21 protein-coding genes, 1 tRNA gene and 1 riboswitch are annotated in these 22,568 nt (G+C 48.8%); of the genes, 10 read left to right on the top strand and 12 right to left on the bottom strand.

Annotation, left to right across the window (positions count from 1 at the left end; genetic code table 11):
* Positions 1–4: 4 nt before the first annotated feature.
* The 9 genes from DUW71_RS10860 to uvrD all read right to left on the bottom strand — a co-directional run bounded on the left by DUW71_RS10860 (position 5) and on the right by uvrD (position 9,881).
* Positions 5–1,240 carry a GGDEF domain-containing protein gene (locus DUW71_RS10860; protein ID WP_119395287.1) on the bottom strand — a complete coding sequence of 412 codons (1,236 nt, stop codon included), beginning with the start codon at positions 1,238–1,240 and terminating at the stop codon, positions 5–7.
* A 160-nt stretch (positions 1,241–1,400) separates the two neighbouring features.
* Positions 1,401–1,476, bottom strand: a tRNA-Thr gene (locus tag DUW71_RS10855).
* A gap of 69 nt (positions 1,477–1,545) precedes the next feature.
* Positions 1,546–2,259: a phosphate signaling complex protein PhoU gene (gene phoU / locus DUW71_RS10850; RefSeq protein WP_119395286.1), complete on the bottom strand. Its 714-nt coding sequence runs from the start codon at positions 2,257–2,259 to the stop codon at positions 1,546–1,548.
* Between the two features lie 13 nt (positions 2,260–2,272).
* Positions 2,273–3,019: a phosphate ABC transporter ATP-binding protein PstB gene (gene pstB / locus DUW71_RS10845; RefSeq protein WP_233546107.1), complete on the bottom strand. Its 747-nt coding sequence runs from the start codon at positions 3,017–3,019 to the stop codon at positions 2,273–2,275.
* Between the two features lie 149 nt (positions 3,020–3,168).
* On the bottom strand, positions 3,169–4,470 hold the full coding sequence (gene pstA / locus DUW71_RS10840; RefSeq protein WP_119395284.1) for a phosphate ABC transporter permease PstA: 1,302 nt from the start codon (positions 4,468–4,470) through the stop codon (positions 3,169–3,171).
* A complete protein-coding gene (gene pstC, locus DUW71_RS10835; RefSeq protein WP_119395283.1) occupies positions 4,463–5,869 on the bottom strand; it encodes a phosphate ABC transporter permease subunit PstC in 1,407 nt (468 codons plus the stop codon). The genes pstA and pstC overlap by 8 nt, the downstream gene beginning before the upstream one ends.
* Before the next feature lie 84 nt (positions 5,870–5,953).
* The gene (locus DUW71_RS10830; RefSeq protein WP_119395282.1) at positions 5,954–6,946 is read right to left on the bottom strand and encodes a substrate-binding domain-containing protein; all 993 of its coding nucleotides are present in this window, start codon (positions 6,944–6,946) and stop codon (positions 5,954–5,956) included.
* A 293-nt stretch (positions 6,947–7,239) separates the two neighbouring features.
* Complete coding sequence (locus DUW71_RS10825; RefSeq protein ID WP_119395281.1) at positions 7,240–7,632, bottom strand: DUF3461 family protein; 393 nt, start codon at positions 7,630–7,632, stop codon at positions 7,240–7,242.
* A gap of 116 nt (positions 7,633–7,748) precedes the next feature.
* The gene (uvrD, locus tag DUW71_RS10820) at positions 7,749–9,881 is read right to left on the bottom strand and encodes a DNA helicase II (RefSeq protein ID WP_119395280.1); all 2,133 of its coding nucleotides are present in this window, start codon (positions 9,879–9,881) and stop codon (positions 7,749–7,751) included.
* Between the two features lie 404 nt (positions 9,882–10,285).
* On the opposite strand from uvrD, the gene DUW71_RS10815 reads away from it, so the two are divergent.
* Positions 10,286–10,480, top strand: coding sequence for a PA3496 family putative envelope integrity protein (locus DUW71_RS10815; protein ID WP_119395279.1), 195 nt, complete (start codon positions 10,286–10,288; stop codon positions 10,478–10,480).
* Here the strand turns inward: DUW71_RS10815 and DUW71_RS10810 are convergent.
* Positions 10,463–11,278, bottom strand: coding sequence for a Rossmann-fold NAD(P)-binding domain-containing protein (locus DUW71_RS10810; RefSeq protein WP_119395278.1), 816 nt, complete (start codon positions 11,276–11,278; stop codon positions 10,463–10,465). The two genes, DUW71_RS10815 and DUW71_RS10810, sit on opposite strands and share 18 nt — an antisense overlap.
* Before the next feature lie 45 nt (positions 11,279–11,323).
* A riboswitch (cobalamin riboswitch) is annotated at positions 11,324–11,521 on the top strand.
* An 81-nt stretch (positions 11,522–11,602) separates the two neighbouring features.
* On the opposite strand from DUW71_RS10810, the gene cobU reads away from it, so the two are divergent.
* Genes cobU through DUW71_RS10780 form a run of 6 tightly spaced genes read left to right on the top strand, consistent with a single transcriptional unit; the run spans position 11,603 to position 16,882 of the window.
* Positions 11,603–12,100 carry a bifunctional adenosylcobinamide kinase/adenosylcobinamide-phosphate guanylyltransferase gene (cobU, locus tag DUW71_RS10805; protein ID WP_119395277.1) on the top strand — a complete coding sequence of 166 codons (498 nt, stop codon included), beginning with the start codon at positions 11,603–11,605 and terminating at the stop codon, positions 12,098–12,100.
* Between the two features lie 9 nt (positions 12,101–12,109).
* Entirely contained in the window at positions 12,110–12,967 is an 858-nt protein-coding gene (locus DUW71_RS10800) for an ABC transporter substrate-binding protein (RefSeq protein WP_158584004.1), read from the top strand.
* The gene (gene cobT, locus DUW71_RS10795) at positions 12,967–14,013 is read left to right on the top strand and encodes a nicotinate-nucleotide--dimethylbenzimidazole phosphoribosyltransferase (RefSeq protein WP_119395275.1); all 1,047 of its coding nucleotides are present in this window, start codon (positions 12,967–12,969) and stop codon (positions 14,011–14,013) included. The genes DUW71_RS10800 and cobT overlap by 1 nt, the downstream gene beginning before the upstream one ends.
* Complete coding sequence (gene cobS, locus DUW71_RS10790) at positions 14,006–14,743, top strand: adenosylcobinamide-GDP ribazoletransferase (protein WP_119395274.1); 738 nt, start codon at positions 14,006–14,008, stop codon at positions 14,741–14,743. Before cobT ends, cobS begins: the two co-directional genes overlap by 8 nt.
* Positions 14,740–15,351 carry a histidine phosphatase family protein gene (locus DUW71_RS10785; RefSeq protein WP_158584002.1) on the top strand — a complete coding sequence of 204 codons (612 nt, stop codon included), beginning with the start codon at positions 14,740–14,742 and terminating at the stop codon, positions 15,349–15,351. The genes cobS and DUW71_RS10785 overlap by 4 nt, the downstream gene beginning before the upstream one ends.
* Positions 15,326–16,882 (top strand): GGDEF domain-containing protein, encoded by a 1,557-nt coding sequence (locus DUW71_RS10780; protein WP_158584000.1) that lies wholly within the window; start codon positions 15,326–15,328, stop codon positions 16,880–16,882. The genes DUW71_RS10785 and DUW71_RS10780 overlap by 26 nt, the downstream gene beginning before the upstream one ends.
* Here the strand turns inward: DUW71_RS10780 and DUW71_RS10775 are convergent.
* Both DUW71_RS10775 and glmU read right to left on the bottom strand, forming a co-directional pair.
* Positions 16,867–18,042, bottom strand: coding sequence for an MFS transporter (locus tag DUW71_RS10775; RefSeq protein ID WP_158583998.1), 1,176 nt, complete (start codon positions 18,040–18,042; stop codon positions 16,867–16,869). The genes DUW71_RS10780 and DUW71_RS10775 overlap by 16 nt on opposite strands.
* A gap of 125 nt (positions 18,043–18,167) precedes the next feature.
* Entirely contained in the window at positions 18,168–19,550 is a 1,383-nt protein-coding gene (gene glmU / locus DUW71_RS10770) for a bifunctional UDP-N-acetylglucosamine diphosphorylase/glucosamine-1-phosphate N-acetyltransferase GlmU (protein ID WP_119395270.1), read from the bottom strand.
* A gap of 502 nt (positions 19,551–20,052) precedes the next feature.
* Here glmU and DUW71_RS10765 point away from each other — a divergent pair.
* The 3 genes from DUW71_RS10765 to DUW71_RS10755 all read left to right on the top strand — a co-directional run bounded on the left by DUW71_RS10765 (position 20,053) and on the right by DUW71_RS10755 (position 22,555).
* The gene (locus tag DUW71_RS10765) at positions 20,053–20,439 is read left to right on the top strand and encodes a hypothetical protein (protein WP_119395269.1); all 387 of its coding nucleotides are present in this window, start codon (positions 20,053–20,055) and stop codon (positions 20,437–20,439) included.
* A 137-nt stretch (positions 20,440–20,576) separates the two neighbouring features.
* Positions 20,577–21,557 (top strand): oxygen-dependent tRNA uridine(34) hydroxylase TrhO, encoded by a 981-nt coding sequence (trhO, locus tag DUW71_RS10760; RefSeq protein ID WP_119395268.1) that lies wholly within the window; start codon positions 20,577–20,579, stop codon positions 21,555–21,557.
* Between the two features lie 44 nt (positions 21,558–21,601).
* The gene (locus DUW71_RS10755; RefSeq protein ID WP_119395267.1) at positions 21,602–22,555 is read left to right on the top strand and encodes a serine/threonine protein kinase; all 954 of its coding nucleotides are present in this window, start codon (positions 21,602–21,604) and stop codon (positions 22,553–22,555) included.
* Positions 22,556–22,568 lie beyond the last annotated feature (13 nt).

Below are 22,568 nucleotides of genomic sequence, written 5' to 3'. Positions count from 1 at the left end.
ATAATCAATGCACAACTTGGTTGCGTCCTTGTTCCTTGGCGCGGTAAAGCAGCTGATCTGCCAAACGCAGCACGGCTTTAGGGCGGCGATTGAGGTTGTTTGGTTCGGCTACGCCTATGCTGACAGTAATTCGAACTTGCTTGGGCTTCGCGGCAGACCCTCGCTGAACCTTGCCGTGCCGGTCTTTCTCTGGTCTCGCAGCGAAGTTGCGAATTGTAATTGGGTTACTAGCGATCTGCTTGCGCACCTGTTCGATGTACGGCAAGGATTTTTCAACTGACTTGCGCGGAAACACCATTGCAAATTCTTCACCACCTAGGCGAAATACTTTACCACCGCCTTTCACCCGGCTCATTCGACTGGCCACTACGCGCAAAACGTCATCGCCAACATCATGACCATAGGTATCGTTAAAACCTTTAAAATGATCAATGTCGATCATGGCAATAACGTAGCGACGGTTTAAACGATGGCAATACTGCTGGAAGGCACGCCGCGAAGGGATACCGGTTAGTTCATCACGGTAAGCATACACCCAGGCTTGTAAGAATATGTTTGCCATTAACGCCACACTCGCACCAACGAACAATGCAAGCCCAATTAGGGGCTCAGATAACCAGGTCATGGCAGCAAAGCAGGCAACAATGGCGGGTACAGCGCCGCCACTTGAGGCATCTTTGTTTGCCCACCAAGCCCGAATGGCTAGAAATATAACAAGCGCGAACATAGTTGCGGTTAACGGTGAGGTCCACATAGTACTCGACATACTATCGAATAAACTGTCTGGCAACTCAGTCACAAGGGTGCGAAGGAAACGAGTGGTTTGTGGTTGTAATAGCACTAAAAACGGCAAAATGATTAAGGTTATCTGCAATATGCCAGACAACTGCCACGGGTAGGTTTCACGCATCAAAATTACGTAAAGAAACGCTAAACAGCTAACAACAGATAAACCCCAATATAAACCCAAGGGCGACAACGCCGCATCGCCACGAAAGATTTGCGAAAAGACCGCATAGCTCAGCGTGAGCACGAGTGTTAGAAAAACAAACCGATATTGATGGAACTGGGTAGCCAGCACCATTGTCATAAACGCGGCAAAATAGGGGACGATTTGCAACTGCGCACGAAAAATCAACGACGCTTGACTAAGGTAGTCAATCGCAAACAGCATGCACACTACAACAAAAGTAGGTAGCAATAGCGTCAACCATTGGTGTTTGGCACTACGAATGTTCAAAAGTAAATCCAACTAACTAGTACTATAAGGTTAGCTTAGGCTAAAAAACTGACTTGGCGCTAATTTACTATGACAATGTGACAAACAACAAACAGTGTTCGACTATTTTTCAGGCGAGAACGAAAAAACCCCGCTATTGCTAGCGGGGTTTTAGAATTTGTGGTGCCGACACCCGGATTCGAACTGGGGACCTACTGATTACAAGTCAGTTGCTCTACCAACTGAGCTATGTCGGCTCACGGGGACGCATTATAGGGATTCCGTTTTATGCGTCAACACTTTTTTTTAAATTTTTTCCTTTAAAATCAATCGCGTACAGCCGCTTCGACTTCTTCCGCTGAGTTGTGGCGTACATCTTTACCTTCCACAAGGTAAACCACGTGCTGAGCAATGTTATTTGCTAAGTCACCCACGCGCTCTAAAGAACGCAAGCTCCAAATCACATCTAACGTGCGTGAAATGGTGCGTGGGTCTTCCATCATATGGGTAATCAGCTCACGCATAGCAGAAGCGTACTCAAGGTCGACAGCCTCGTCTTCGTGCAAAACAGCCAGCGCCGTATCCACTTCCAAACGAGCAAACGCATTGAGTGCATTCTGCACCATTCGGCTTACCCGCTCACCAATGTGGCGAATCTCTACATAGCCTCGCGGCGCTTCACCAGACTCAGCTAGGTTGATTGCGTGATTAGCAATACGCGAGGCATGATCACCAATGCGTTCCAGGTCACTTACCGTTCGGGTCACCGCGATCACAAAGCGCAAGTCACCGGCTGCTGGGTGGCGACGGGCAAGAATGCGTACACACTCTTCGTCTAACGATACTTCTGCATCGTTCACCCTTTCGTCTTTGGCAATTACTTTAGCCGCTAGGTCACTGTCGGCTTCAATCAATGCTTTGATGGCTTCACGAACTTGCTGTTCTACCACGCCACCCATTTGCATTAGGTTCTTGCGCGCCGCCTCAAGCTCTTCATTGAAACTTTTAGACGTGTGCTTGTCGAGTTGTAAACGATCCATGCGTATCCCCTAATTAACCGAATCGACCTGTAATATAGTCTTCAGTCAGCTTGTGATCTGGCGAAGTAAAGATTTTATCTGTCGCACCAACTTCAATTAGCTTACCTAAGTGAAAGTAAGCTGTACGATCCGATACACGCGCTGCTTGTTGCATAGAGTGCGTTACAATCGCAATGGTGTAGTTTTCTGATAATTCAGCTATTAACTCTTCAATACGCGCAGTGGCGATTGGGTCAAGCGCTGAGCACGGCTCATCCATTAGAATCACTTCTGGGCTAATGGCAATGGTACGAGCAATACATAAACGCTGCTGCTGACCACCAGACAACCCAGTTGCCGGTTGATCCAGACGATCTTTTACTTCTTCCCATAAACCGGCTTTGCGCAATGAAGTTTCAACCACTTCATCAAGCTCAGCTCGGCGCTCCACCAAACCATGAATGCGTGGGCCATAAGCGATATTGTCGTAAATCGATTTTGGGAATGGGTTCGGCTTCTGGAACACCATACCAACACGCGCTCGTAGGCTTACAACATCCATTGATCGATCGTAAATGTCTTCGCCGTCTAGTGTGATCGAGCCGGTGACTTTACAAATATCAATGGTGTCATTCATGCGGTTGATGCTGCGCAAGAATGTCGATTTACCACAGCCAGAAGGGCCAATCATCGATAGCACTTCATTGCGACCAATATCTAGGCTCACATTATGGATGGCTTGCTTGTCAGCATAGAACACATCTACATTACGTGCTTTCATTCTTGGATCGTCAACAAAGGCGTCACCTACGGTTTCGCCTACTTCTTGTTCTAAATCTGTTCCTAACGTAGTCGGCTCGCTGGCAACAGGCCCAGTCGAGGTTTCCACAGATGTATGCTTGAAAGTGGTATCCATGAGTTACTCCTGTCTTACCAACGGCGCTCTAGGCGCTTGCGTAAATATACTGCGGTTGCGTTCATAAAGGCTAAGAAGCCAAGCAATACAATGATCGCACCCGATGTGTTTTCTCTAAAGCCTAATTCTGGGTTTTCTGCCCAAGTGTAAATCTGAACTGGCAATACCGTTGCTGCATCCATTGGCCCACTTGGAATATCAACAATGAAAGCAACCATACCAATCATTAGCAATGGTGCCGTTTCACCCAGCGCTTGCGCCATGGCAATAATGGTACCTGTCATCATGCCCGGCATCGCTAACGGTAATACGTGCTGCAATACTACCTGCATCTTTGAGGCACCCATACCGGTCGCCGCTTCTCGGATCGACGGTGGCACTGCTTTAATGGCCGCACGGCTTGAGATAATAATGGTCGGCAACGACATCAAAGTCAGCACCAAACCACCTACTACCGGAGCTGAACGAGGTAGATGCGCTACATTTAAGAAAATGGCCAAGCCCAACAGGCCGAACACAATCGATGGCACTGCAGCAAGGTTATTAATGTTGATTTCAATAATTTCGGTCACGCGGTTTTTTGGTGCAAACTCTTCCAAGTAAACCGCTGCTGCAACTCCAATCGGGAAGCTCAACAATAAAGTCACCACTAACACATAAAACGAACCAACAATAGACCCAGCAATACCCGCCATCTCCGCATCACGGCTATCGCCATTCGTGAAGAAGTTAGTATTGAACGTCGTTTTTATATCGCCGTTGGCATCTAGTTTGTCGAACCAAGCAATTTGGTTGTCTTTGAACTGACGGTTCGACTCATCAACATTGCGATCAATATTGCCTTTGTTGAACTGATTTAAATCGTCGCCAGCCAATGCCCAATACTCGATGGTTTGGCCAATAAGCTCTGGATTAGCGATGACTTTGTCGCGCAAGTCGTATGTCGCCCCGGTAGAGATAAACTCAATCACAGCCCGTCGCTCACGACGCGAAGATGCCTCAGGTATTTTTGCCATGATGGCATCACGCAGCACTGTACCAAAGCTTGCTCGGAAGATGTCCTGCTCAGTTGGATTGTCTGGCAAGCCAAGCGTTACCGGATCTAGGTCAACCGACAGCCGCACCTGAGTCGTTTGAAAGGCAGTGTGACCTTGGGCAAAGATGGTCCAAAGCAAAATGACTAGGAACAGCAATGCCGACACAATCGATGCCACACCAAAAGCTTTAAATACCACTTCCTGGCGATAGCGTTTGCTTAGCGAGCGCTTGAGCTTTTGCTCCCGGCGCGTCGCCATTTCATTAAGAATATCAGTCATATTGCTCTCGGTATTTGTTAACAACTTTTAGGGCAATGAAGTTCAAGCCAAGCGTTACCACAAATAGGGTTAGACCCAAGGCAAACGCTGCCATTGTCTTCGGACTATCAAACTCTTGGTCACCAACCAATAGCGTGGCAATTTGCACGGTCACTGTGGTAACAGAGTCCAGCGGATTCGCTGTGAGCTTGGCAGAAAGGCCTGCCGCCATTACTACAATCATCGTCTCACCAATTGCTCGTGAGGCAGCTAGGATGATACTACCAACAATACCTGGTAGGGCGGCTGGGAAGATTACTTTGCGAATGGTTTCCGAGCGGGTTGCACCAATAGCTAAAGAGCCATCTCGTAGCGAGCGTGGCACTGCAGTAATCACGTCGTCAGCCAGCGATGAAATAAATGGGATAATCATAATGCCCATTACCGCGCCAGCTGCGAGTGCGCTTTGCGCCGAGGCATTAGCAAACACTTCCCAGCCGAAGGTGTTACCAATCCAATGGGCAACATCACGAATAAAGGGTGCCGCAGTCAGTGCCGCGAAGAAGCCATATACAACGGTTGGAATACCAGCAAGTACTTCTAGCAGTGGTTTAACCGTGTTACGTACTTTTGGCTTAGCATACTCAGCTAGGTAAATGGCACTCATTAAACCAATTGGTACTGCCACAATTAGCGCAATGGCAGCAATTAATAGGGTACCGGCAAATAATGGAATAGCACCAAATGCGCCACTCGCACCTTGTTGGTCGGCGCGAAGAGCAATTTGTGGTGACCACTGCAAGCCAAATAAGAATTCAGTTGGTGGAATGATGCGGAAGAACTTAATCGACTCCCACAAAACCGACATAACAATACCTAGGGTGGTAAAGATGGCGATTAACGAGCACGTAAGTAGTGACGTGCGTAATACTGCTTCGAAATGTTCACGAGCACGCACTTCTGGCTTGATATAGAAGTACGCAATACCAATACCAGCAAACACTATAGAAAGTAGAACTATTGAGCGTGCTACAACACTAATTTGAAGCAAGTTCTTATAATGTTCGGCCGCTGCAAGTAACGCTGGATCAGCCGATGGATCGGCACCACGTGCGATGTTGCCAATTTGGTTAAAAATAAGCCCTTGGCGTTCTGCGGTTAACTGCTGGAACTGCTCTGGCAGGCCAGCCATTACCATGCCACGAACTAATACCGAGTCGAATGCGCCCCAAAGCAACAACACGAGTACAGCGGGTACGCCAGCCCATACTACGGCCATCAAACCATAATAGTTGGGTAGGGAGCGCAAAAAGCGAATCCCGCCTGCTGGCTGTGCAAGTTGAATCGATCGTTGTCGACCAATCCAGTAACCAGCTAGCACCAGGATAACCAGAACGGTTAGCAAAGTAGGTGTTTGCATGTGTTGCCTCTTTACAAAATAAAAGGTGACTCAAATGAGCCACCTTACTGATTGCACCAAGCAGGCTCGGTGCGGTTTTCTTAATTAAAGGTTTGGCTCTAGGTTTACTACAGCGTTGCGAACTTTAGTCCACTCGCGCTGATCTAGAGGGATCAAACCACGGTCAGTTAGGTAACCGAACTCACCAATCGCATCTTGCGAAGTGAACTCAGCTAGGTATTCAGCCATACCTGGGATTACGTCAACGTGTGCTTTTTTCACGTAGAAGAACAAAGAGCGTGAAACAGGGTAGCTACCATCGCCGATTGTTTCGAAAGTAGGAATCACGCCACCAATGTGAGCTGGCTGTACTTTGTCAGAGTTTTCTTCTAGGAAGCCAAAGCCAAAGATGCCGAATGCTTCTGGTGAAGCCACTAGCTTCTGTACGATTAGGTTATCGTTTTCACCGGCTTCGATGAAACGACCGTCTTCACGCATGCTCTTACAAACTGCTTCGAATACGTCTTCGTCTTGGTCTTCAAGTGCTGCAACGGCTGGTACTTCCGCACAACCTTCTTCCATTACTAGCTCAACGAATGCGTCGCGAGTACCAGAAGTTGGTGGTGGGCCCAATACTTCGATTTCGTAATCAGGTAGAGACGGATCGATGTCGCTCCACTTGTTGTATGGGTTTGGCTTAAGTTCGCCGCTTGCATCTGGAAGATCTTTCGCAAGCGCCATGAAAAGTTGCGCGCGAGAAATTTCTAGGTGCTCAGCGTCTTTTGCGTTCGCAAAAGCAATGCCGTCGTAACCAATTTTAACTTCGATGATTTCATCAACGCCGTTTGATGCACATAGCTCAATTTCAGAGCTCTTGATTGCACGAGAAGCGTTTGTGATGTCTGGCGTGTTTTCACCAAGACCTTCACAGAACAGTTTCAGACCACCGCCTGAACCAGTTGATTCAATTTTTGGCACTGAGAATTCAGTTGAACGACCAAAGCGCTCTGCAACAACAGTAGCGAATGGGTAAACAGTAGATGAACCTACAATGCTGATGTAGTCGCGAGAAGCAGCCTGAGCATGAGTACCAGCCATGATTGCTGTTGTAGCAGCTGCGGCTGTGAAAAGCGCCTTAAGTTTCACTATGAACCTCCAAAGAGAAGCTATTCTTAAAAGTTTTTGTCGTATGACGTTCAAGTCGCAGATCAGGCTAAGGGCGACCGATGACAACTTTATGAATTGAATGTTACATAAATATTTCAATCAGCAATCTGGATGAAATATTTTTGTCAAAATTACACAAATGTAATCTTGTCTCTATGGATAGGGGCAAAAAAAGAGAAGGCGCCCACACCTTGGAGTGCAGGCGTAGCAGGGGCTCGCAGAGATTAGCGCTGGTTTTCGGTAAGCGTTTCTAAATCACGCTCAATTTCGGCAATTTTATTTGCCACAACTTTTTCTAAATGACGCAAATCTTTGAGAATTTTCTTCTTCGTATCGACCACAATCACTTCGCGGTGCGTGATGCGATCAAGTTCGTCTACCACAGACGACACTACCGGGTTAATTTCCCAAATGTCTTCTTTGCGATTAGTGCCACTATCAATTGTGATGCGTTTTTTCTCGCGTGGGTACTTGTACTTGGCACTGCGGGCAAAAAATTCATTCGGTGCCTTTTTGTAATAAATCTTTAAGACATCGTTGTCGCCCTCTTGGCGCAAGGTGTACTTTTCAATGTTCTCAACGTCGGTAATTCCCGCGTCTTTTAATATATTCGACATGTTAATCCCTCTTCTTGGGCGAATCTGCATTGGGCGATAAACCTAGGTTCGCCCAATCCTAACGATTTGACAATGATTTATGCCTACTTTCCCATAACACCTATGGCTACCAGTTATTACAGCACTTCGAGTTTGGCAAATTGCACCATCAGCCACTTAGCGCCGACATCATCAAAGTGCACTTCCACTCTTGCTTGCGCATCAGTGCCATCTACATTGGTAACAATGCCATCACCAAACTTACTGTGACGTACCGCTTGGCCAATATGATAAGCGAAGCCAGATGGCGCCACTGGGCGTTGAGCGCTCATTGGCCGGCTAACGTTCACCCCCATGCGTACATCATGGAGCAGCTCACTAGGCAATTCGCGGATAAAACGCGATGGACGACAGAGCTGATCCTTGCCCCATAATCGGCGTGATTCTGCTTGGGTGAGTACTAACTGCTTTTCGGCACGGGTAATACCCACATAACATAGACGACGCTCTTCTTCTAAGCCAGTTGGCGATTCCATCGACATCTTATGAGGAAACAACCCTTCTTCCATGCCAACCAAATAAACATAAGGGAACTCCAAGCCTTTGGCACTATGCAGCGTCATCAGTTGCACCGCCGACTCGTCTTCTTCTGCTTGTTGATCTCCTGAATTGAGCGATACCTCATCTAAGAATGCGGCTAATACATCACCCTCAGGGTCTTCATACTGAATTTCAAAAGATTTGGTCGCGCCAACAAGTTCTTGCAAGTTATCAACCCGAGCTTCGCCTTTTTCACCTTTTTCTTTTTTGAAGGCATCCAACAAACCAGTTTGGTCGAGCATCAGCTTGGTCAGCTCTTCCAAGCTTTTCACGGGTGCCTCGGCAAGGCTGTCAATCAAGTGGATAAACCCATGTAAACCTGTACGCGCTTTGCCTGTCACAACACCTTGATCCACCGCAAGGCAAGCAGCATCCCACATCGACAAATGTGCTTGTTGGGCGAGGTCACGCACCTTTTGCAGAGACTTGTCGCCCATGCCACGGGTAGGGAAGTTGACTACGCGCTCAAAGGCAACGTTGTCGTGGCGGTAATGCAATAAACGTAAATAGCTAGTAGCGTGTTTAATCTCAGAGCGCTCATAAAAGCGCATGCCGCCATAAATTCGGTAAGGAATTTGGCGGCGCAACAACGCTTCTTCTAACACACGCGACTGAGCGTTTGAGCGATACAAAATGGCACACTCGTGCCAATTATTACCTTCTTCTTCTATCGCTTGAATCTGCTCTGCGATCCAGCTGGCTTCTTCTTGCTCATTGAACGCCGTGTAAAGTTTAATCCGCTCACCATCGCCAGACTCAGACCATAAGTCTTTGCCCAAGCGCCCGGTATTGTTGGCAATAATGTGATTCGCAGCCTTTAGAATATTGTTGGTGGAGCGATAGTTTTGCTCCAAGCGGATGGTATCAGCGCCAACAAAGGTTTGGTTGAAGTCACGAATGTTCTCGATGCGCGCGCCTCGCCAACCATAAATAGATTGGTCGTCATCCCCTACCACAGTCAAACAGCCACTGTTGCCAACCATTAACCGCAACCAAGCGAACTGAACAGCGTTGGTATCTTGAAACTCATCAACGAGTACATAACGAAAGCGTTTGTGAAGAGACTCAGCAACATCAGGATTATCACGCACGAGCTCTAAGGCACGTAGCAACAACTCACCAAAATCGACGACGCCTTGCTGCTGGCAAACTTGCTCATACGCCTCATAAATTGCCACCAACTGCTGCTCATAAGGGTCGAATGAAGGTGGGACGTGCGCGGCGCGACGGCCTTCATCTTTTTGCTCATTAATAAAGTGCGCTACTTGCTTTGCGGGGTACTTCTTTTCGTCTAATCGAGCGTCAGCAATGATTCTACGCACCAAGCGCACTTGATCATCAGAGTCTAAAACAATGAAGTTCTCTGGCAGTTTGGCAATTTGCCAATATTGCCGTAACAAGCGATTAGCGATGCCATGGAAGGTGCCAATCCACATACCTTGTGTGCCGCCTGGAAGAATGGTTTCAATGCGGCCTTTCATTTCGCGTGCAGCTTTGTTGGTAAAGGTGACCGCCAATACCGACCAAGAGGACGCCAAACCATTTTCTAATAACCAAGCGATGCGTTGGGTTAATACCCGAGTTTTGCCCGAGCCTGCACCGGCGAGCACCAGAAGATGTTGAGCATCTGATTCAACCGCTGCCGCCTGGGCTGGATTCAATTGCGCCATGTCCGCCTCAATCCCAAGTTAGCCAATACTGTATAAAATAACACAAACCAGATCATATTGCGCACTGAGAGCCACCACTAACCCTAGCATTTTTACCGTTTAGCGCAGCGACCGATATCAATTGCTGGAAACGTTATCATCTTTTTTGTAACAAAATGCTACCGAGTCGACATCGTTCAAAAAACGTCCAAACCCGCGTGGTAACTGGGCTGCTTGCTTTTTAACCAACCCAAAAGGCCAGTAAAACTCAGTCACACAAATGCAACAGGGTCAAGAGACAATTTGCGAATCAGTTGGCATTCGTCGTAGTATTTTGACGTCGACGGAGTTTGACAAGTCAAAAAAACAACAAGAAAGACAATTACACGATGCGCAGTACGCGTTTTACATAAGGAGTCATCGTTATGGCACAAGGTCTTTTTGAACGTGAAATGGTAAACCTAGAAGACGACAACTTACACAAAGCTGGCGAGTCGTCGGAGAGCAAGCGCTCAGCGAACCATCGCAAGCTTGCTGCACGGCGAGCCATTGAAGATCACCTTGAGATGAAGCGTTTACGCTCCGAGTTTTGGGATGCCGACTCAGTCGAGTTTGTGTAACCAAGGCAAATAACCATAGCGAAAGCTTGGGTAACGCCATTGAAATCCGGTGGCCTGTAAGTATTTTGGCGTCATAATGCGCCCTGTTGCAGGCACTGGCATGCTATCGCTAGGCGTCTGGCCTATTTGCTGATCTAACCAGCGAGCAATGGCATCACGACTGACGCTTTCTAGATCGGTTACCAAAAGCGTTTCCGGCACAGGCATGCCGTCGGCTAAACGCTGGGCAATCAGCGCCAGTGCCCTAGCGGCATCGGTTGCTTCGATGCGATTGGTAAGCGTACCATCGCCATGCAGCTTACCTTCACGCCACTGGCGCAGCATCCATTGCCTGCCCGTGCCATAGATGCCAGTTAACCTGGCCACTGTTGTTGTAATCGGCATATCAGCGACGATTTGTTCACAGTGGGCTAACACTTCACCCGCTTCATCATTAGGCTGTGCCGCCGTCTCATCATCAATATTGCCAGTTGCCGCACCTAGTACTCGCGTCGACGAGACCCAGATTAGCGCGTTAGCGACTAGCTTTCCTTGCAACAGCGCTGATGAAACCTGTTCGGCGACGGCTTGATAACTCGCTCGATAGCCATCTGGTGTGCGCTCATCAGCACTCACAGCAACCACTGCCACTTTGCAGTGCACAGTTTCGGTCCACGGCAAGCTTGCATCCAACACTAAAGCGCCAGTCTGTTGGCGGCGGCGAATGCCCAGTGTTGTTCGACCTGTTTGTTTTAGTAGGGCTGCTACATTTTGATTTAGCGCGCCAAAGCCAATAAATAAATAATCTGTACTGTGCATAACCAATCCCTACAACAAAAGCATTGCATGTCGCCCGCCTGGCAGTATAGTTGCCCGCATCTTGGTTGCGATTTACGCATGAAAAGGGAATCCGGTGCAAATCCGGAGCTGTCGCGCAGCGGTAATAGAGCACAATCTGTACACATGGCACTGCATTGATATGTGGGAAGCCGTGCAGAAAGGCAAACTGGTACAGCCAGCCCACTCTACAGCCCGAAGACCTGCCAAGTCACGCACTAGAAATGCGTGTATACCTCGCGTTTAAGGTGGCCTGCCACCAAGCGAAAACAACTATGATGTTTGCAACCAGTACAAGGATTTGCATTGATTCACTTGGTTTTGGGCTTTGCTCGCTCAGGCAAAAGTCAGTTTGCCGAACAACAGTTCCACAACTGTGACGACGTAACCTACATTGCGACCGCGCAAGCGCTTGATGGTGAAATGCAGTCGCGCATCGCCCATCATCAGCAACAGCGAAACCAACAGTGGCGCACAATAGAAAGCCCGATTGACTTAGCCACCACACTTGCAGCGTTGCGTGGTCAGAAGGTCATGGTGGACTGCCTAACCGTGTGGCTGAGCAACCTAATGCATCAGCAAGCCATGCATCAACTTGATTTATTAACCTCTGAACTAACTCAGCATTGGCAGCAACATGGTCAGTTAGTCATGGTATCTAATGAAGTTGGTGGAGGCATTGTGCCACTTGGCGAACTAACCCGCCGTTATGTTGATGAACACGGTCGCATGAACCAACGCATGGCCACAATTGCTAACCAAGTACACTGGGTCGTTGCAGGCATCCCAACTCAACTTAAATAGGATGCAATGATGAAAACTAAGTGTATAGCTTTATTCGCAGGTCTGATATTGGCCGGTCAAGCACTGGCCGTTACCCTGGTCGACGGCCTAGGTAATACAGTCACCCTAGAGCAGCCGGCCAAACGTATTGTTTCGCTCGTGCCGTCGGCAACCGAAGTGTTATTTGAAGTAGGCGCTGGTGATTTAATTGTTGGCGCTGTGGAGTGGTCGAACTATCCAGAAGCAGCAAAAGCCATTCCACGTGTAGGTAACTCAAGCAAAATCAATACCGAAGCTGTGTTAGCGCTCAACCCAGATTTGATTATTTGGGGGTGGCGAAATGATCAAGTTGACCAGTTGGAAGGCATGGGCATTCAAACACTTTATATGAAGCCAGAAACCTTTACGGGAATTGAACTCAGCCTTCGCAATGCCGGTATTGCCACGGGTAAAGAAGCAGCAGCTCAGGCCCGTATCGAAGAGTTTTCGAGCACGATCGCAGCACTGCGTGCCGAATATGCTAATAAAGCACCTGTTCGTACCTTTTATCAGATCTCGCCAACAGCACCGATTTACACGGTGAATAACATCAGCTTCCTTCATGCCATTATGGAAGTATGTGGTGCCGAAAATGTGTTTGCTGATACCGAAGGCAATAGTGGCTACCCACCGGTATCGCTTGAAGCGGTAGTAGAAGCAGCACCTGATGCCATTGTAATGGCCGCTCGCGACGATAGTTTTGCTGAAGTTTGGCAAGGACTGACGTCAATCCCTGCCGTTGCTAGCCAACAATTTGTTAAGATAGCACCAGATGATATTAGTCGCCCTGTTCCAGGCTTGGTGAAAGGCGCGACACAAATGTGTGAACAACTAGACGAGTTTCGCTAATGACGTGGCAAGCGCCAAATATTGAGCCTATTAGCTCAGCCTATGATGATCGCCTGATGGCGGTCATCAACAATAAAACCAAACCGCTTAACTCGCTAGGCAAGCTTGAACAGCTTGCCTTCGCTTTAGGGCGCATTCAACAAACCCGCCGACCTAAGGTCGCACCTGCTGCTCATATTGTGTTCGCCGCTGACCATGGGGTGGTGGCGTCGGGCGTGAGCGCCTTCCCGCAAGAAGTGACCCAGCAAATGGTGGCTAACTTCGCTAACGGCGGCGCGGCGATAAACGTTTTTTGTCGCCAGCACGATATTACCCTTGAAGTCATGGATGTGGGAGTCAAAGGGGACATTTCTGCTATTCAAGGTGTCGCCCATGCCAAGGTAGCACATGGCACTAACAATTTTCTCCACGAACCAGCGATGACCAGCAGTGATTGCCAAGCGGCCTTGATGCTAGGCGGAGCGCGCGTTACGCACTTGCTTAATAGTGGCATTAAATGCTTTAGTTTTGGTGAAATGGGCATTGGTAACACCACCTCGGCCACCGCCTTGTTGACCAAATTGCATCAGTTGGACGTTGCCACCGCAACGGGCCGAGGCACTGGCGTGGATGATGCAGGCCTGCAGCGCAAACAACAGGTCATTGAGCAAGCCTTAGCGCGTTTGCCAGAGCAAATCAGTCCTTTCGAACTACTATGCGAGGTCGGCGGGCTTGAAATAGCAGCGCTCACTGGCGCAATGCTCACTGCAGCCGCGGCAAATGTGCCGTTTATTGTTGACGGGATCATAGCCACAGCGGCGGTTTCTGTAGCCGCAGCCATGGCACCAAATATGATTGAACGCGCCATCTTTGCGCACCAAGGCGCCGAGCCAGGCCATCAGTTGGCGTTGCAAGCACTCAACGCACAGCCACTGCTTCATCTGGATTTAGCATTGGGCGAAGGCACCGGCGCAGTATTAGCTTGGCCGCTGCTGCAATCAGCCTGTTTAATGATGCGAGAAATGGCCTCTTTTGCCGACGCAGGCGTAAGTGAGCAAAATGCTTAGCGCTGCTTATTCGCAGTTTGCCTTAGCACTGAGTTTTTTATCGCGCCTACCTATGTTGCCAGGCGCGCGTTTCAGCAGTCATGCTTTTGCGGCAAGTAACCGCTGGTATCCACTAGCGGGGGCAGTGCTAGGGATTTTGCAGGCGCTGGTGTTCTGGCTAGCCTGGCAATTGTGGTCGCCCACTATTGCCGCGGTGATAACTTTGTTTTTCGCTCTTTGGTTAACGGGTTGTTTTCATGAAGATGGCTTAGCCGATAGTGCAGATGGCTTATTGGGTCATGTAGACCGTGCGAAAGCCTTCATCATCATGAAAGACAGCCGAATCGGCACCTATGGCGCCAGCGCGCTCATACTGGCTTTATTGCTTAAATGGCAGCTATGGAGTGAGCTGTTACCGCAGGCGCTTTGGCTATTAATTGCTGCTCAGGTGATTAGCCGCTGGGCGCCTGTCGCGGTAATGAATATGCTGGCTTATGCCGAAGCAAACGAAGCTAACCGCAAGCCCTCTGCCACTCAACAGAGCAAATTAGGCCTAAGCATTGCCACCCTAATCAGCCTACCCTGGTTAGTGCTAGCCCCTAATCCAGTTTGGACACTCACAATTCTAGTTGCGTTAGTTTGGCTATGGCGCCATTGGCTAAAGCGCCGCTTAGGTGGCTGGACAGGCGATACGCTTGGCGCTTTACAGGTACTCACAGAACTTGCCCTGCTATTAATTTGGCTTGTATGAAACGCCTAATTATCGCCCGCCACCCTCGCCCCGTTATTCAGCCGGGTGTGTGCTACGGTCAACTTGATGTTAACGCGCAAGAAGATCATCTACAGCTGGTTGCACAACACCTCACTAGCGCTTTGCGCCCATTTCGTGTTCAGCACGTCATCAGCAGCGACCTATACCGATGCCAAGCACTAGCAGAGCAATTGCCTTATCAATATGTTATCAGCCCCCTGTGGCGCGAGCGTAGTTTTGGTAGTTGGGAAGGGCAAACCTGGGATGACATCGGTAAATCAGCACTAGATAACTGGGCTAATGACCCCTTCTTTTTTGCCCCACCAAATGGGGAATCCTTGTGGGACATGCTGAAACGCATCCTGCTCGCGCTAGCACTATTGCCTAACCATTCACTAGTCATTGCCCATGCAGGTGTTGTGAGATGTTTAGACTTGTTACTGACAGGTAAAAATATCTACGCCAACGCCAGTTTGGACTATGGTATGTATAGACAATTTGAATGGAACCCAACATGGTGGCCACATCGATATGGGGCTGAGGGAGCCTTGTTACAGCAGCTTGCTATTGCCCATAGGGGGCATGGCAACTTTATGCCAAACCGCTGAAAGCGCGTTGCTAGAGCTATCGGCCGCATTGCGCGCGAAGCGCTGCCTGCTTATTTTGCAAGACCATGAAAGTCGCCTCAGTGCATGGGTAAACAATGACCAAGCAGGGCACTTTGACCCGAGTGTGGAAATTCATGACCTCCCCACACAAGCCAAAAAGCTGATCGCCGGCTGGGACAACGAAGTATGTTTGCGCCGCATTGAACCTGAACAAATAGAACAGCCACAAGGCGTGTGTTTAGCCCTGCCGCTAATCGACCAATATCGCCACCTTGGCAGTATTTATGTGTTTGTTGAAAAACCGATCAGCAAACAGCTCTTGCAGCGCGCTTTTGCTTACTGCCGCGAGCTAGCACCACAAATTAGCCACTACATACCCTCGCGCACTCGCCACGTGCGCCTTTCACAAGACGCCTCCGACTACTCGCAAGCCATACTTATTGCCCTGCACAACATAACCGTTGGTTTAGCAACGCAACACTTTGAAGAAGATGCAATCAAAATGGCGGTTCAGCGGGGGCGAAAAGCCCTTTACCTGGACCGCCTAGCAGTGTTTTTAATTGACGGCGAAAATGTGCGTGGCACCTGGGGGACCACGCCAGAAGGAGAACTCAGTGATGAGTCTGATTATCGCTGCCGCTGGCCTAAGCACCCTTTGGTTAATGAAGCGATCAAACGTAAGGACCACGTAGTCGTGCGAGACAATGCCGTGCTCACCCATGATGGCGAAGCCCTGGGTATTGGCTGGAATGCTATGGTGGCGCTGTGGCACAAGAATCACGCTATTGGCTGGCTCGCCGTGGATAATCTAATAGAGCAAAAGCCACTGCTGGCAATTCAAAAAGAAGCAGTGAAGCTTCTCGGTACGGCGTTGTCGCAAAATATTATTCGCATTCGCCAAGAACGCCAGCTCGTTAATATCAACCGAGACCTAGAAGAAAAAATCAATCAGCGCACGGCCCAGCTGCAAGCAGCCAATAAAAAGCTTGCTCAATTGTCTCGCGTTGACGGGTTAACCCAGCTGTACAACCGCCGCTACCTAGATGAAAAGTTGGCGCAAGAGTGGGCGCGCCTAGCACGCCAGCACAGAGAACTAAGCGTGATCATGGTGGATGTAGACTACTTTAAACAATACAACGATCATTTCGGCCATATTGCGGGCGATCAATGCCTGCAACAAGTCGCCAAGGTTTTGCGCATACACAGCAAGCGTGCTGCCGACTGTTCGGCTCGCTATGGTGGTGAAGAGTTTGCTTTGGTGTTGCCGGAAACGAATATTGCTTGTGCGCGCTTTATTGCTGAATCGATTCGGATTCAGGTGGCTGCGTTGGCCATTGATCATGTAACAGAACAAGGTATGGTGACTGTGAGCGTCGGGGTAGCATGCACGACGCCCGATCAACTCGGCCTAGTAAGCAACCTTGTTAAAGCTGCCGACCAAGCGCTGTATCAAGCCAAGGCAAATGGCCGCAACCAAGTCTGTGCCCAGCCGAGCAAACTGCTCAGCAAGCCCCCTCAAGAAACAGCATAGTTGCCAAGCTTCTGCACCCAATGCAGCGCGATAAAGATCAGCAATGCAATACTGGTTGTAGTAAGCGCTGCCGGTAATACGCCAGCATAAGTCACAAAATGACCCACTAAAGCCACCGACAAAGTCCCCACCACACCGCCGACTTTGATCGCGTTGTTATAGAGTGTAGAGGCAGTGCCTAGCTGTTCAGGCATTAAGTCTTGGAAGTAAGAAATACCCGCCGCTGCGGCAACGCCAATAAACATACCGTTAAAAATTTGTGCCAAAAACCAGAACACAACGTTTTGGGTACTAATGAGAATGGCAAAAAAGGTCACCGCCGACAACGCCGCCCACAGCATCATCCAACTGTAGCGTACCCGCCCAGTTAGCAAGCCAGTAGCAATCATCACAGGTATTTCTAAAGCCGCAGCCGTGCTCATCAGAAAGCCAACATAAGACTCCGGCCAGCTTAGTATTTTGGTGATATACAGGGGCATACCAACCAAGTAGAGGTTGTTACCAGCAAACAAAAAGATAAACGCCGCCACTAGCAACCATGGGCGGTAATCGCGCACTTTCACTTTTTCAGCCACTTCTTGTGCTGCTTGCAAGATGGCTTTTGGCAATTGCGTTGAAATGATTAACGACACCGCATAACAACCTGCTCCCACGGTAAATAGCGTGGCATAGCCAAATACCTCAGCTAGCACAAAAGCGGTTGCTGGCCCAAATGCCCATGAAATGGCAATCATGGTACGCATCACCGACTGGAACATGCGAGCGTTATCGCCGGTTACCTGCTCGCGACCAATGGCAAACAACTGCGGCAAGCCGGTTGAACTAAAAATGGCAATGATTGCGCCTGCGGTAAGCGCCATCGAAAAACTACTAGCACTTGCAAGCAAAAAGCACGCGCCAATACTGGCGATATTGCTTATTTGTACCAAGAGTTTGCGGCTCAGGCCACGATCAGAAAATCGCGCTAATACTTGGCTAGAAACAACCGCCAGCAAGCCGTTCACCGCTAAGAAAAACCCCAGCTGCAATGGCGTCGCGTTATGCTGTGAATCCAGATACAACCCGAGCACGGGAAATACAGCAGCACCACTTAGACCCAATACCAAGGCATTAAGTAACAATATGTAAGCTTTTGCGGGATAAACGAACTTGGCAAACATGCCGGACTCCAAAACCGCCGCTTTGCTCCTGCGTGCGGCACAGTACATACATCCCTATATATAACAACAAAGGGCAATGACGGAAGATCATTGCCCTAAACGACTATGGCCGTAGATAGCGGTGCTTAGCTTTCGCTTGCTTCTGCCTTTTGCGCTTTCACCAGTGGCGACTGCCAACCCGTGATGGTTTTTGCCTCTGCGCGTGCAATGGTCAGATCTTGCGCTGGCACATTTTTACTTAGCGTTGAACCAGCACCAACAAAAGCATTGTCGCCCACGTTAATTGGCGCAATCAAGGTACTATTTGAACCAATGAAGGCTTCATCACCAATATGAGTGGTATGTTTCTTAACCCCATCATAATTGCAGGTAATTGAACCTGCGCCAACATTCACCTTGCGCCCCACTTCGGCATCACCAATGTACGACAGGTGATTGACCTTGCTGGCTTGGCCGATGGTAGCGTTTTTCACTTCAACGAAATTGCCAACTTGTGCATCTGGCGCCAATACTGTTCCAGGGCGGATACGAGCAAATGGTCCAACCGATACGTCATCACCAATGGTGGCGCCATCAATCACAGTGTTTGGTTTTATAATCACACCATTGCCAATCACTGAATTGCGAATGACACAGCCAGGGGCAATTTGCACATCATCACCTAACACCACCAAACCTTCAAACAAGATATTGGCATCTAGGAATACATCTTGACCGATCTTGAGCGTGCCGCGTACATCAATACGAGCCGGATCAATGACCGTGGCACCTGCCTGCATTAAACGACGTGCTTCGCGTAACTGCCAAGCGCGCTCCATCACCGCTAGCTGCTCTTTGTTATTGATGCCTGCGACTTCTTTCTCATCGCGACCCATCATGGCAGTTACTTTGACACCATTATTAGATGCCATCGAGATAATATCAGTTAAGTAGTACTCGCCCTTTGAGTTGGCAGCGCTCAGTTTTGGCAACCACTCGTTGAGATACTTAGCTTTCACCGCCATCAAACCCGTATTAACTTCATCAATACTTAGTTCTTCGATGGTGGCTTCTTTTTGCTCAACAATACCGACTACGTTTCCGCGCTCATCACGAATAATGCGGCCATAACCAGTAGGGTCTTTGATACGAATCGTCAACAAACCAACGTCGCCGTGCTCGGCAATCGCAATTAGGCCTTCGTAGGTTTCACGGCGCACGCCTGGTACGTCGCCATAACAAATAAGTACAATCGATTCGGGGTCAACATTAGGCATGGCTTGTGCCACAGCGTGGCCAGTACCTAACTGCTCGGTTTGAGTAACAAAACTAACGGCACGCTCGCTAAAGTGATCTTCCACTTGGTTGGCACCATGGCCCACTACCAAATGGATTTTGCCTAACCCTTCAACGGTATCTACGACATGCTCTGCCAACGCTTTGCCCGCAAGGCGGTGTAACACCTTGGGCAGCTTCGACTTCATCCGTGAACCTTTACCCGCAGCCAATACTACTATTTCGACGTTCATAACACTCCCTACCTTTGGCGCAGCGCTGTGCTTCATTCAATTTTTGTGACTGGTCTGACAGAATACTGCCAATCTGTGACGCATAATTTAACAGTGAAAAAACAGAATACAAATTTTACTGTGTCAATAATTCGCTAGAAATCGTAACTTCTTGTTATTGACGCCAGCAATCAAAAAATTACACGTCCCTATACCATAGCAAGATTTGCCGGCAACTTGACCCTTATCTGCAGCAATTAATGCGTTATTGACGAAATTACACGAATCTCTGTCAAAATCCGTTCATTTCAAACGCTTATCAAATCACTGCGTGAGTCTGGCACATCAAGATGGCAAATCTCTTACAAGAAAAAGAGCAAATCTCTGTTGGCACAATTTAATAATCATGGCTAAATTTTGTTCACATGAGTTTTGCAACTTGTTCAAACTCGGTAGCAGCAAAAAAAGCGACTTAGAGCAGAAGCAGGTGCAAGCATCGTGAGCCGCAGCATGGAGGTGCAATATGGCGAAGAAATTCAGCGAACTAGAAGCAGGGGCGAGCCAAGCGGCCGCTGAAAAAGACCAGAAGATTTTCTGGCGTGCTTTTATCAACGGCAAGTTCTGCTTTTCTAAGGCATCTTGGCGAGCGTTGCAGCGTGGTGAATTAAAAAGCCTAGAAATCTCGGAAATTGTTGAAAACAGTGTAAACCTAATATTGTTTAATCGTGCGCTAGGTGGCCACTTAGTTAAACTGTTGCCATCCGATGTAACGCTCAAAATCAAAACAGCGAATGGCCAGATTACCATTCCACCTCACACTATTTCTCAGCTCAAGCGCTGCGTATACCAAGACCAGCAGCTACTGCAAAGCCAACCTATTGCCGATAACAACCAGCTAGGCATCGCATAGCGCCTCGTCACGAGGCGCCCTCACAATCTTAATAACGTGATTGCTTTGTAAGCCGCTCTGTATTTATTGATTTATATCAGTAAAATTCGCCCTCCCAAATTGCCCTAGGCTTACGACCTAGCTTGCAGGAGAAGAAAATGAGCATAGTTGTATGTGCACTGTATAAGTTTGTGCGCCTTGATGATTTTGAGGCCAAACGCCAGCCGCTGATTGACGTAATGACCGAACACGATGTTCGCGGCACCTTATTGCTTGCCAATGAGGGCATTAACGGTACGGTTTCAGGTACCCGCCAAGCCATCGACACACTATTAGCTTACCTTAATAGCGATGAGCGCTTTAACCCAATCGACTTTAAAGAGTCTTATGTAGACGAGCATCCTTTCTACCGCACCAAGGTCAAGCTTAAGAAAGAAATCGTCACCATGGGTGTTGAAGGAATCGACCCAAAACAAACAGTGGGCACCTACTTAAACCCACAAGAATGGAACGAGCTGTTAGACGACCCTGAAGTTGTTTTAATTGATACCCGCAACGATTACGAGTACCAGATTGGTACCTTTGAAGGTGCGATCAACCCAAATACTGAGTCGTTCCGCCAGTTTCCTCAATATGTGCAAGAAAACCTCGACCCAGTAAAACACAAAAAAGTGGCGATGTTCTGTACCGGGGGCATTCGCTGTGAAAAATCAACGGCATACTTAAAAGAGCAAGGTTTTGAAGAGGTGTACCACCTAAAAGGTGGCATTCTTAAATACCTAGAAGAGATGCCAGAAGAAAACACCAAGTGGCAAGGCGAATGTTTTGTCTTCGACAACCGTGTCGCGGTGAACCATAAGCTAGAGCCAGGAAAATACGACATGTGCTCGGGCTGCCGCATGCCACTTACAGCGGAAGACAAGCAGTCTGACAAGTTTCAAGCTGGCATTAGTTGCCACCACTGTTACGACAAGTTGACCGACAAGCAAAAACAACGCTTTGCTCAGCGCCAAAGGCAAATTCAACTGGCTAAAGCGCGTGGCGAAGCCCACATTGGCACCGATGCAGAGCGAGCTCGCTTAGCGCGTAAGCAGCAAAAAGAAGCAGCTCGCCAAGCACAACAGCAGGCAGCGAAATAGGCAAATGTGCGTTACCATGGCAGCTCATTTGTTTTTGAGCTGCCATGATGACTGCTGACTTCAACACGCTTACCCCAGATACCGTTCTCGATGCCATCGAATCACTTGGCTTATATTGCACAGGCCAAGTTCAGGCGCTAAACAGCTTTGAAAACCGCGTTTTTCTTATTGGTATCGACCAAGCCCCAAGTGTGATTGCCAAGTTTTACCGCCCGAACCGTTGGTCGGATGCGCAAATCATTGAAGAACATAGCTTTACTCAGGCCTTGGCTGATGCAGACATATTCGTAGCACCGGCACAAAGCCACCAAGGCGCCACGCTGCACCACTTCCAAGAGCACAGATTCAGCTTATTTCCCCGCTTAGTTGGCCGCCCAGCTGAGTTCACCAACCCTGATCAGCTGTTTGATTTAGGGGAAGCACTTGCCCAGCTGCATTTAGTAGGTGGAGACCAGGCGTTCAATCACCGCCCAGCCCTCACTCTGACCAGTTTTTTCCAGCAACCCGCGGAAGTACTATTAAACTTTGTTGGCAACGGCCAGCGCCAACCACTAGCTGAAGTGTTCAAAAAGCTAGAGCAGCCCCTCGAAGCGCTCAATAATGGCTATGAACAACTAAACAAAATTCGCCTGCATGGTGATTGCCATACCGGCAATATTCTCTACGACCAAGCACCACTGTTTGTTGATTTTGACGATGCGCGCATGGCGCCAGCCATTCAAGACATTTGGATGCTATTAAGTGGTGAGCAAGTGGAGCAACAGCAGCAGCTTAGCGAAATTATCGAAGGCTATGAACAAGTCGCCGACTTTGACCGCCGCCAGCTCAACTACATTGAGTTCCTGCGCACTCTGCGCATAGTGCAACAGGCAGCATGGCGCGCCCAGCGCTGGAGTGACCCAGCCTTCCCGCAAGCCTTTCCATGGTTTAACACCGAACAATACTGGCTAGACCTCACTAAGCAACTCAACCAGCAATTACAACTGGTGCAGGGCTAGGGCCGGTCTGACC

This window comes from Salinibius halmophilus (genome assembly GCF_003577475.1).
GTDB lineage: Bacteria > Pseudomonadota > Gammaproteobacteria > Pseudomonadales > Natronospirillaceae > Salinibius > Salinibius halmophilus.
The sequence above is the reverse complement of the archived record's forward strand: the minus strand, read 5'-3'. Positions and strand labels throughout refer to the sequence as shown.

Bases quoted from the DNA above. Each gene is read 5' to 3' on its own strand.
- DUW71_RS10830 (WP_119395282.1), bottom strand. From the start codon at position 6,946: ATGGCTGGTACTCATGCTCAGGCTGCTTCTCGCGACTACATCAGCATT.
- pstA (WP_119395284.1), bottom strand. From the start codon at position 4,470: ATGACTGATATTCTTAATGAAATGGCGACGCGCCGGGAGCAAAAGCTC.
- DUW71_RS10815 (WP_119395279.1), top strand. From the start codon at position 10,286: ATGGCACAAGGTCTTTTTGAACGTGAAATGGTAAACCTAGAAGACGAC.
- DUW71_RS10780 (WP_158584000.1), top strand. From the start codon at position 15,326: ATGGCAACTTTATGCCAAACCGCTGAAAGCGCGTTGCTAGAGCTATCG.
- DUW71_RS10810 (WP_119395278.1), bottom strand. From the start codon at position 11,278: ATGCACAGTACAGATTATTTATTTATTGGCTTTGGCGCGCTAAATCAA.
- pstB (WP_233546107.1), bottom strand. From the start codon at position 3,019: ATGAAAGCACGTAATGTAGATGTGTTCTATGCTGACAAGCAAGCCATC.
- pstC (WP_119395283.1), bottom strand. From the start codon at position 5,869: ATGCAAACACCTACTTTGCTAACCGTTCTGGTTATCCTGGTGCTAGCT.
- glmU (WP_119395270.1), bottom strand. From the start codon at position 19,550: ATGAACGTCGAAATAGTAGTATTGGCTGCGGGTAAAGGTTCACGGATG.
- trhO (WP_119395268.1), top strand. From the start codon at position 20,577: ATGAGCATAGTTGTATGTGCACTGTATAAGTTTGTGCGCCTTGATGAT.
- cobS (WP_119395274.1), top strand. From the start codon at position 14,006: ATGCTTAGCGCTGCTTATTCGCAGTTTGCCTTAGCACTGAGTTTTTTA.
- DUW71_RS10765 (WP_119395269.1), top strand. From the start codon at position 20,053: ATGGCGAAGAAATTCAGCGAACTAGAAGCAGGGGCGAGCCAAGCGGCC.
- DUW71_RS10800 (WP_158584004.1), top strand. From the start codon at position 12,110: ATGAAAACTAAGTGTATAGCTTTATTCGCAGGTCTGATATTGGCCGGT.
- DUW71_RS10775 (WP_158583998.1), bottom strand. From the start codon at position 18,042: ATGTTTGCCAAGTTCGTTTATCCCGCAAAAGCTTACATATTGTTACTT.
- uvrD (WP_119395280.1), bottom strand. From the start codon at position 9,881: ATGGCGCAATTGAATCCAGCCCAGGCGGCAGCGGTTGAATCAGATGCT.
- DUW71_RS10755 (WP_119395267.1), top strand. From the start codon at position 21,602: ATGATGACTGCTGACTTCAACACGCTTACCCCAGATACCGTTCTCGAT.
- phoU (WP_119395286.1), bottom strand. From the start codon at position 2,259: ATGGATCGTTTACAACTCGACAAGCACACGTCTAAAAGTTTCAATGAA.
- cobT (WP_119395275.1), top strand. From the start codon at position 12,967: ATGACGTGGCAAGCGCCAAATATTGAGCCTATTAGCTCAGCCTATGAT.
- DUW71_RS10825 (WP_119395281.1), bottom strand. From the start codon at position 7,632: ATGTCGAATATATTAAAAGACGCGGGAATTACCGACGTTGAGAACATT.
- DUW71_RS10785 (WP_158584002.1), top strand. From the start codon at position 14,740: ATGAAACGCCTAATTATCGCCCGCCACCCTCGCCCCGTTATTCAGCCG.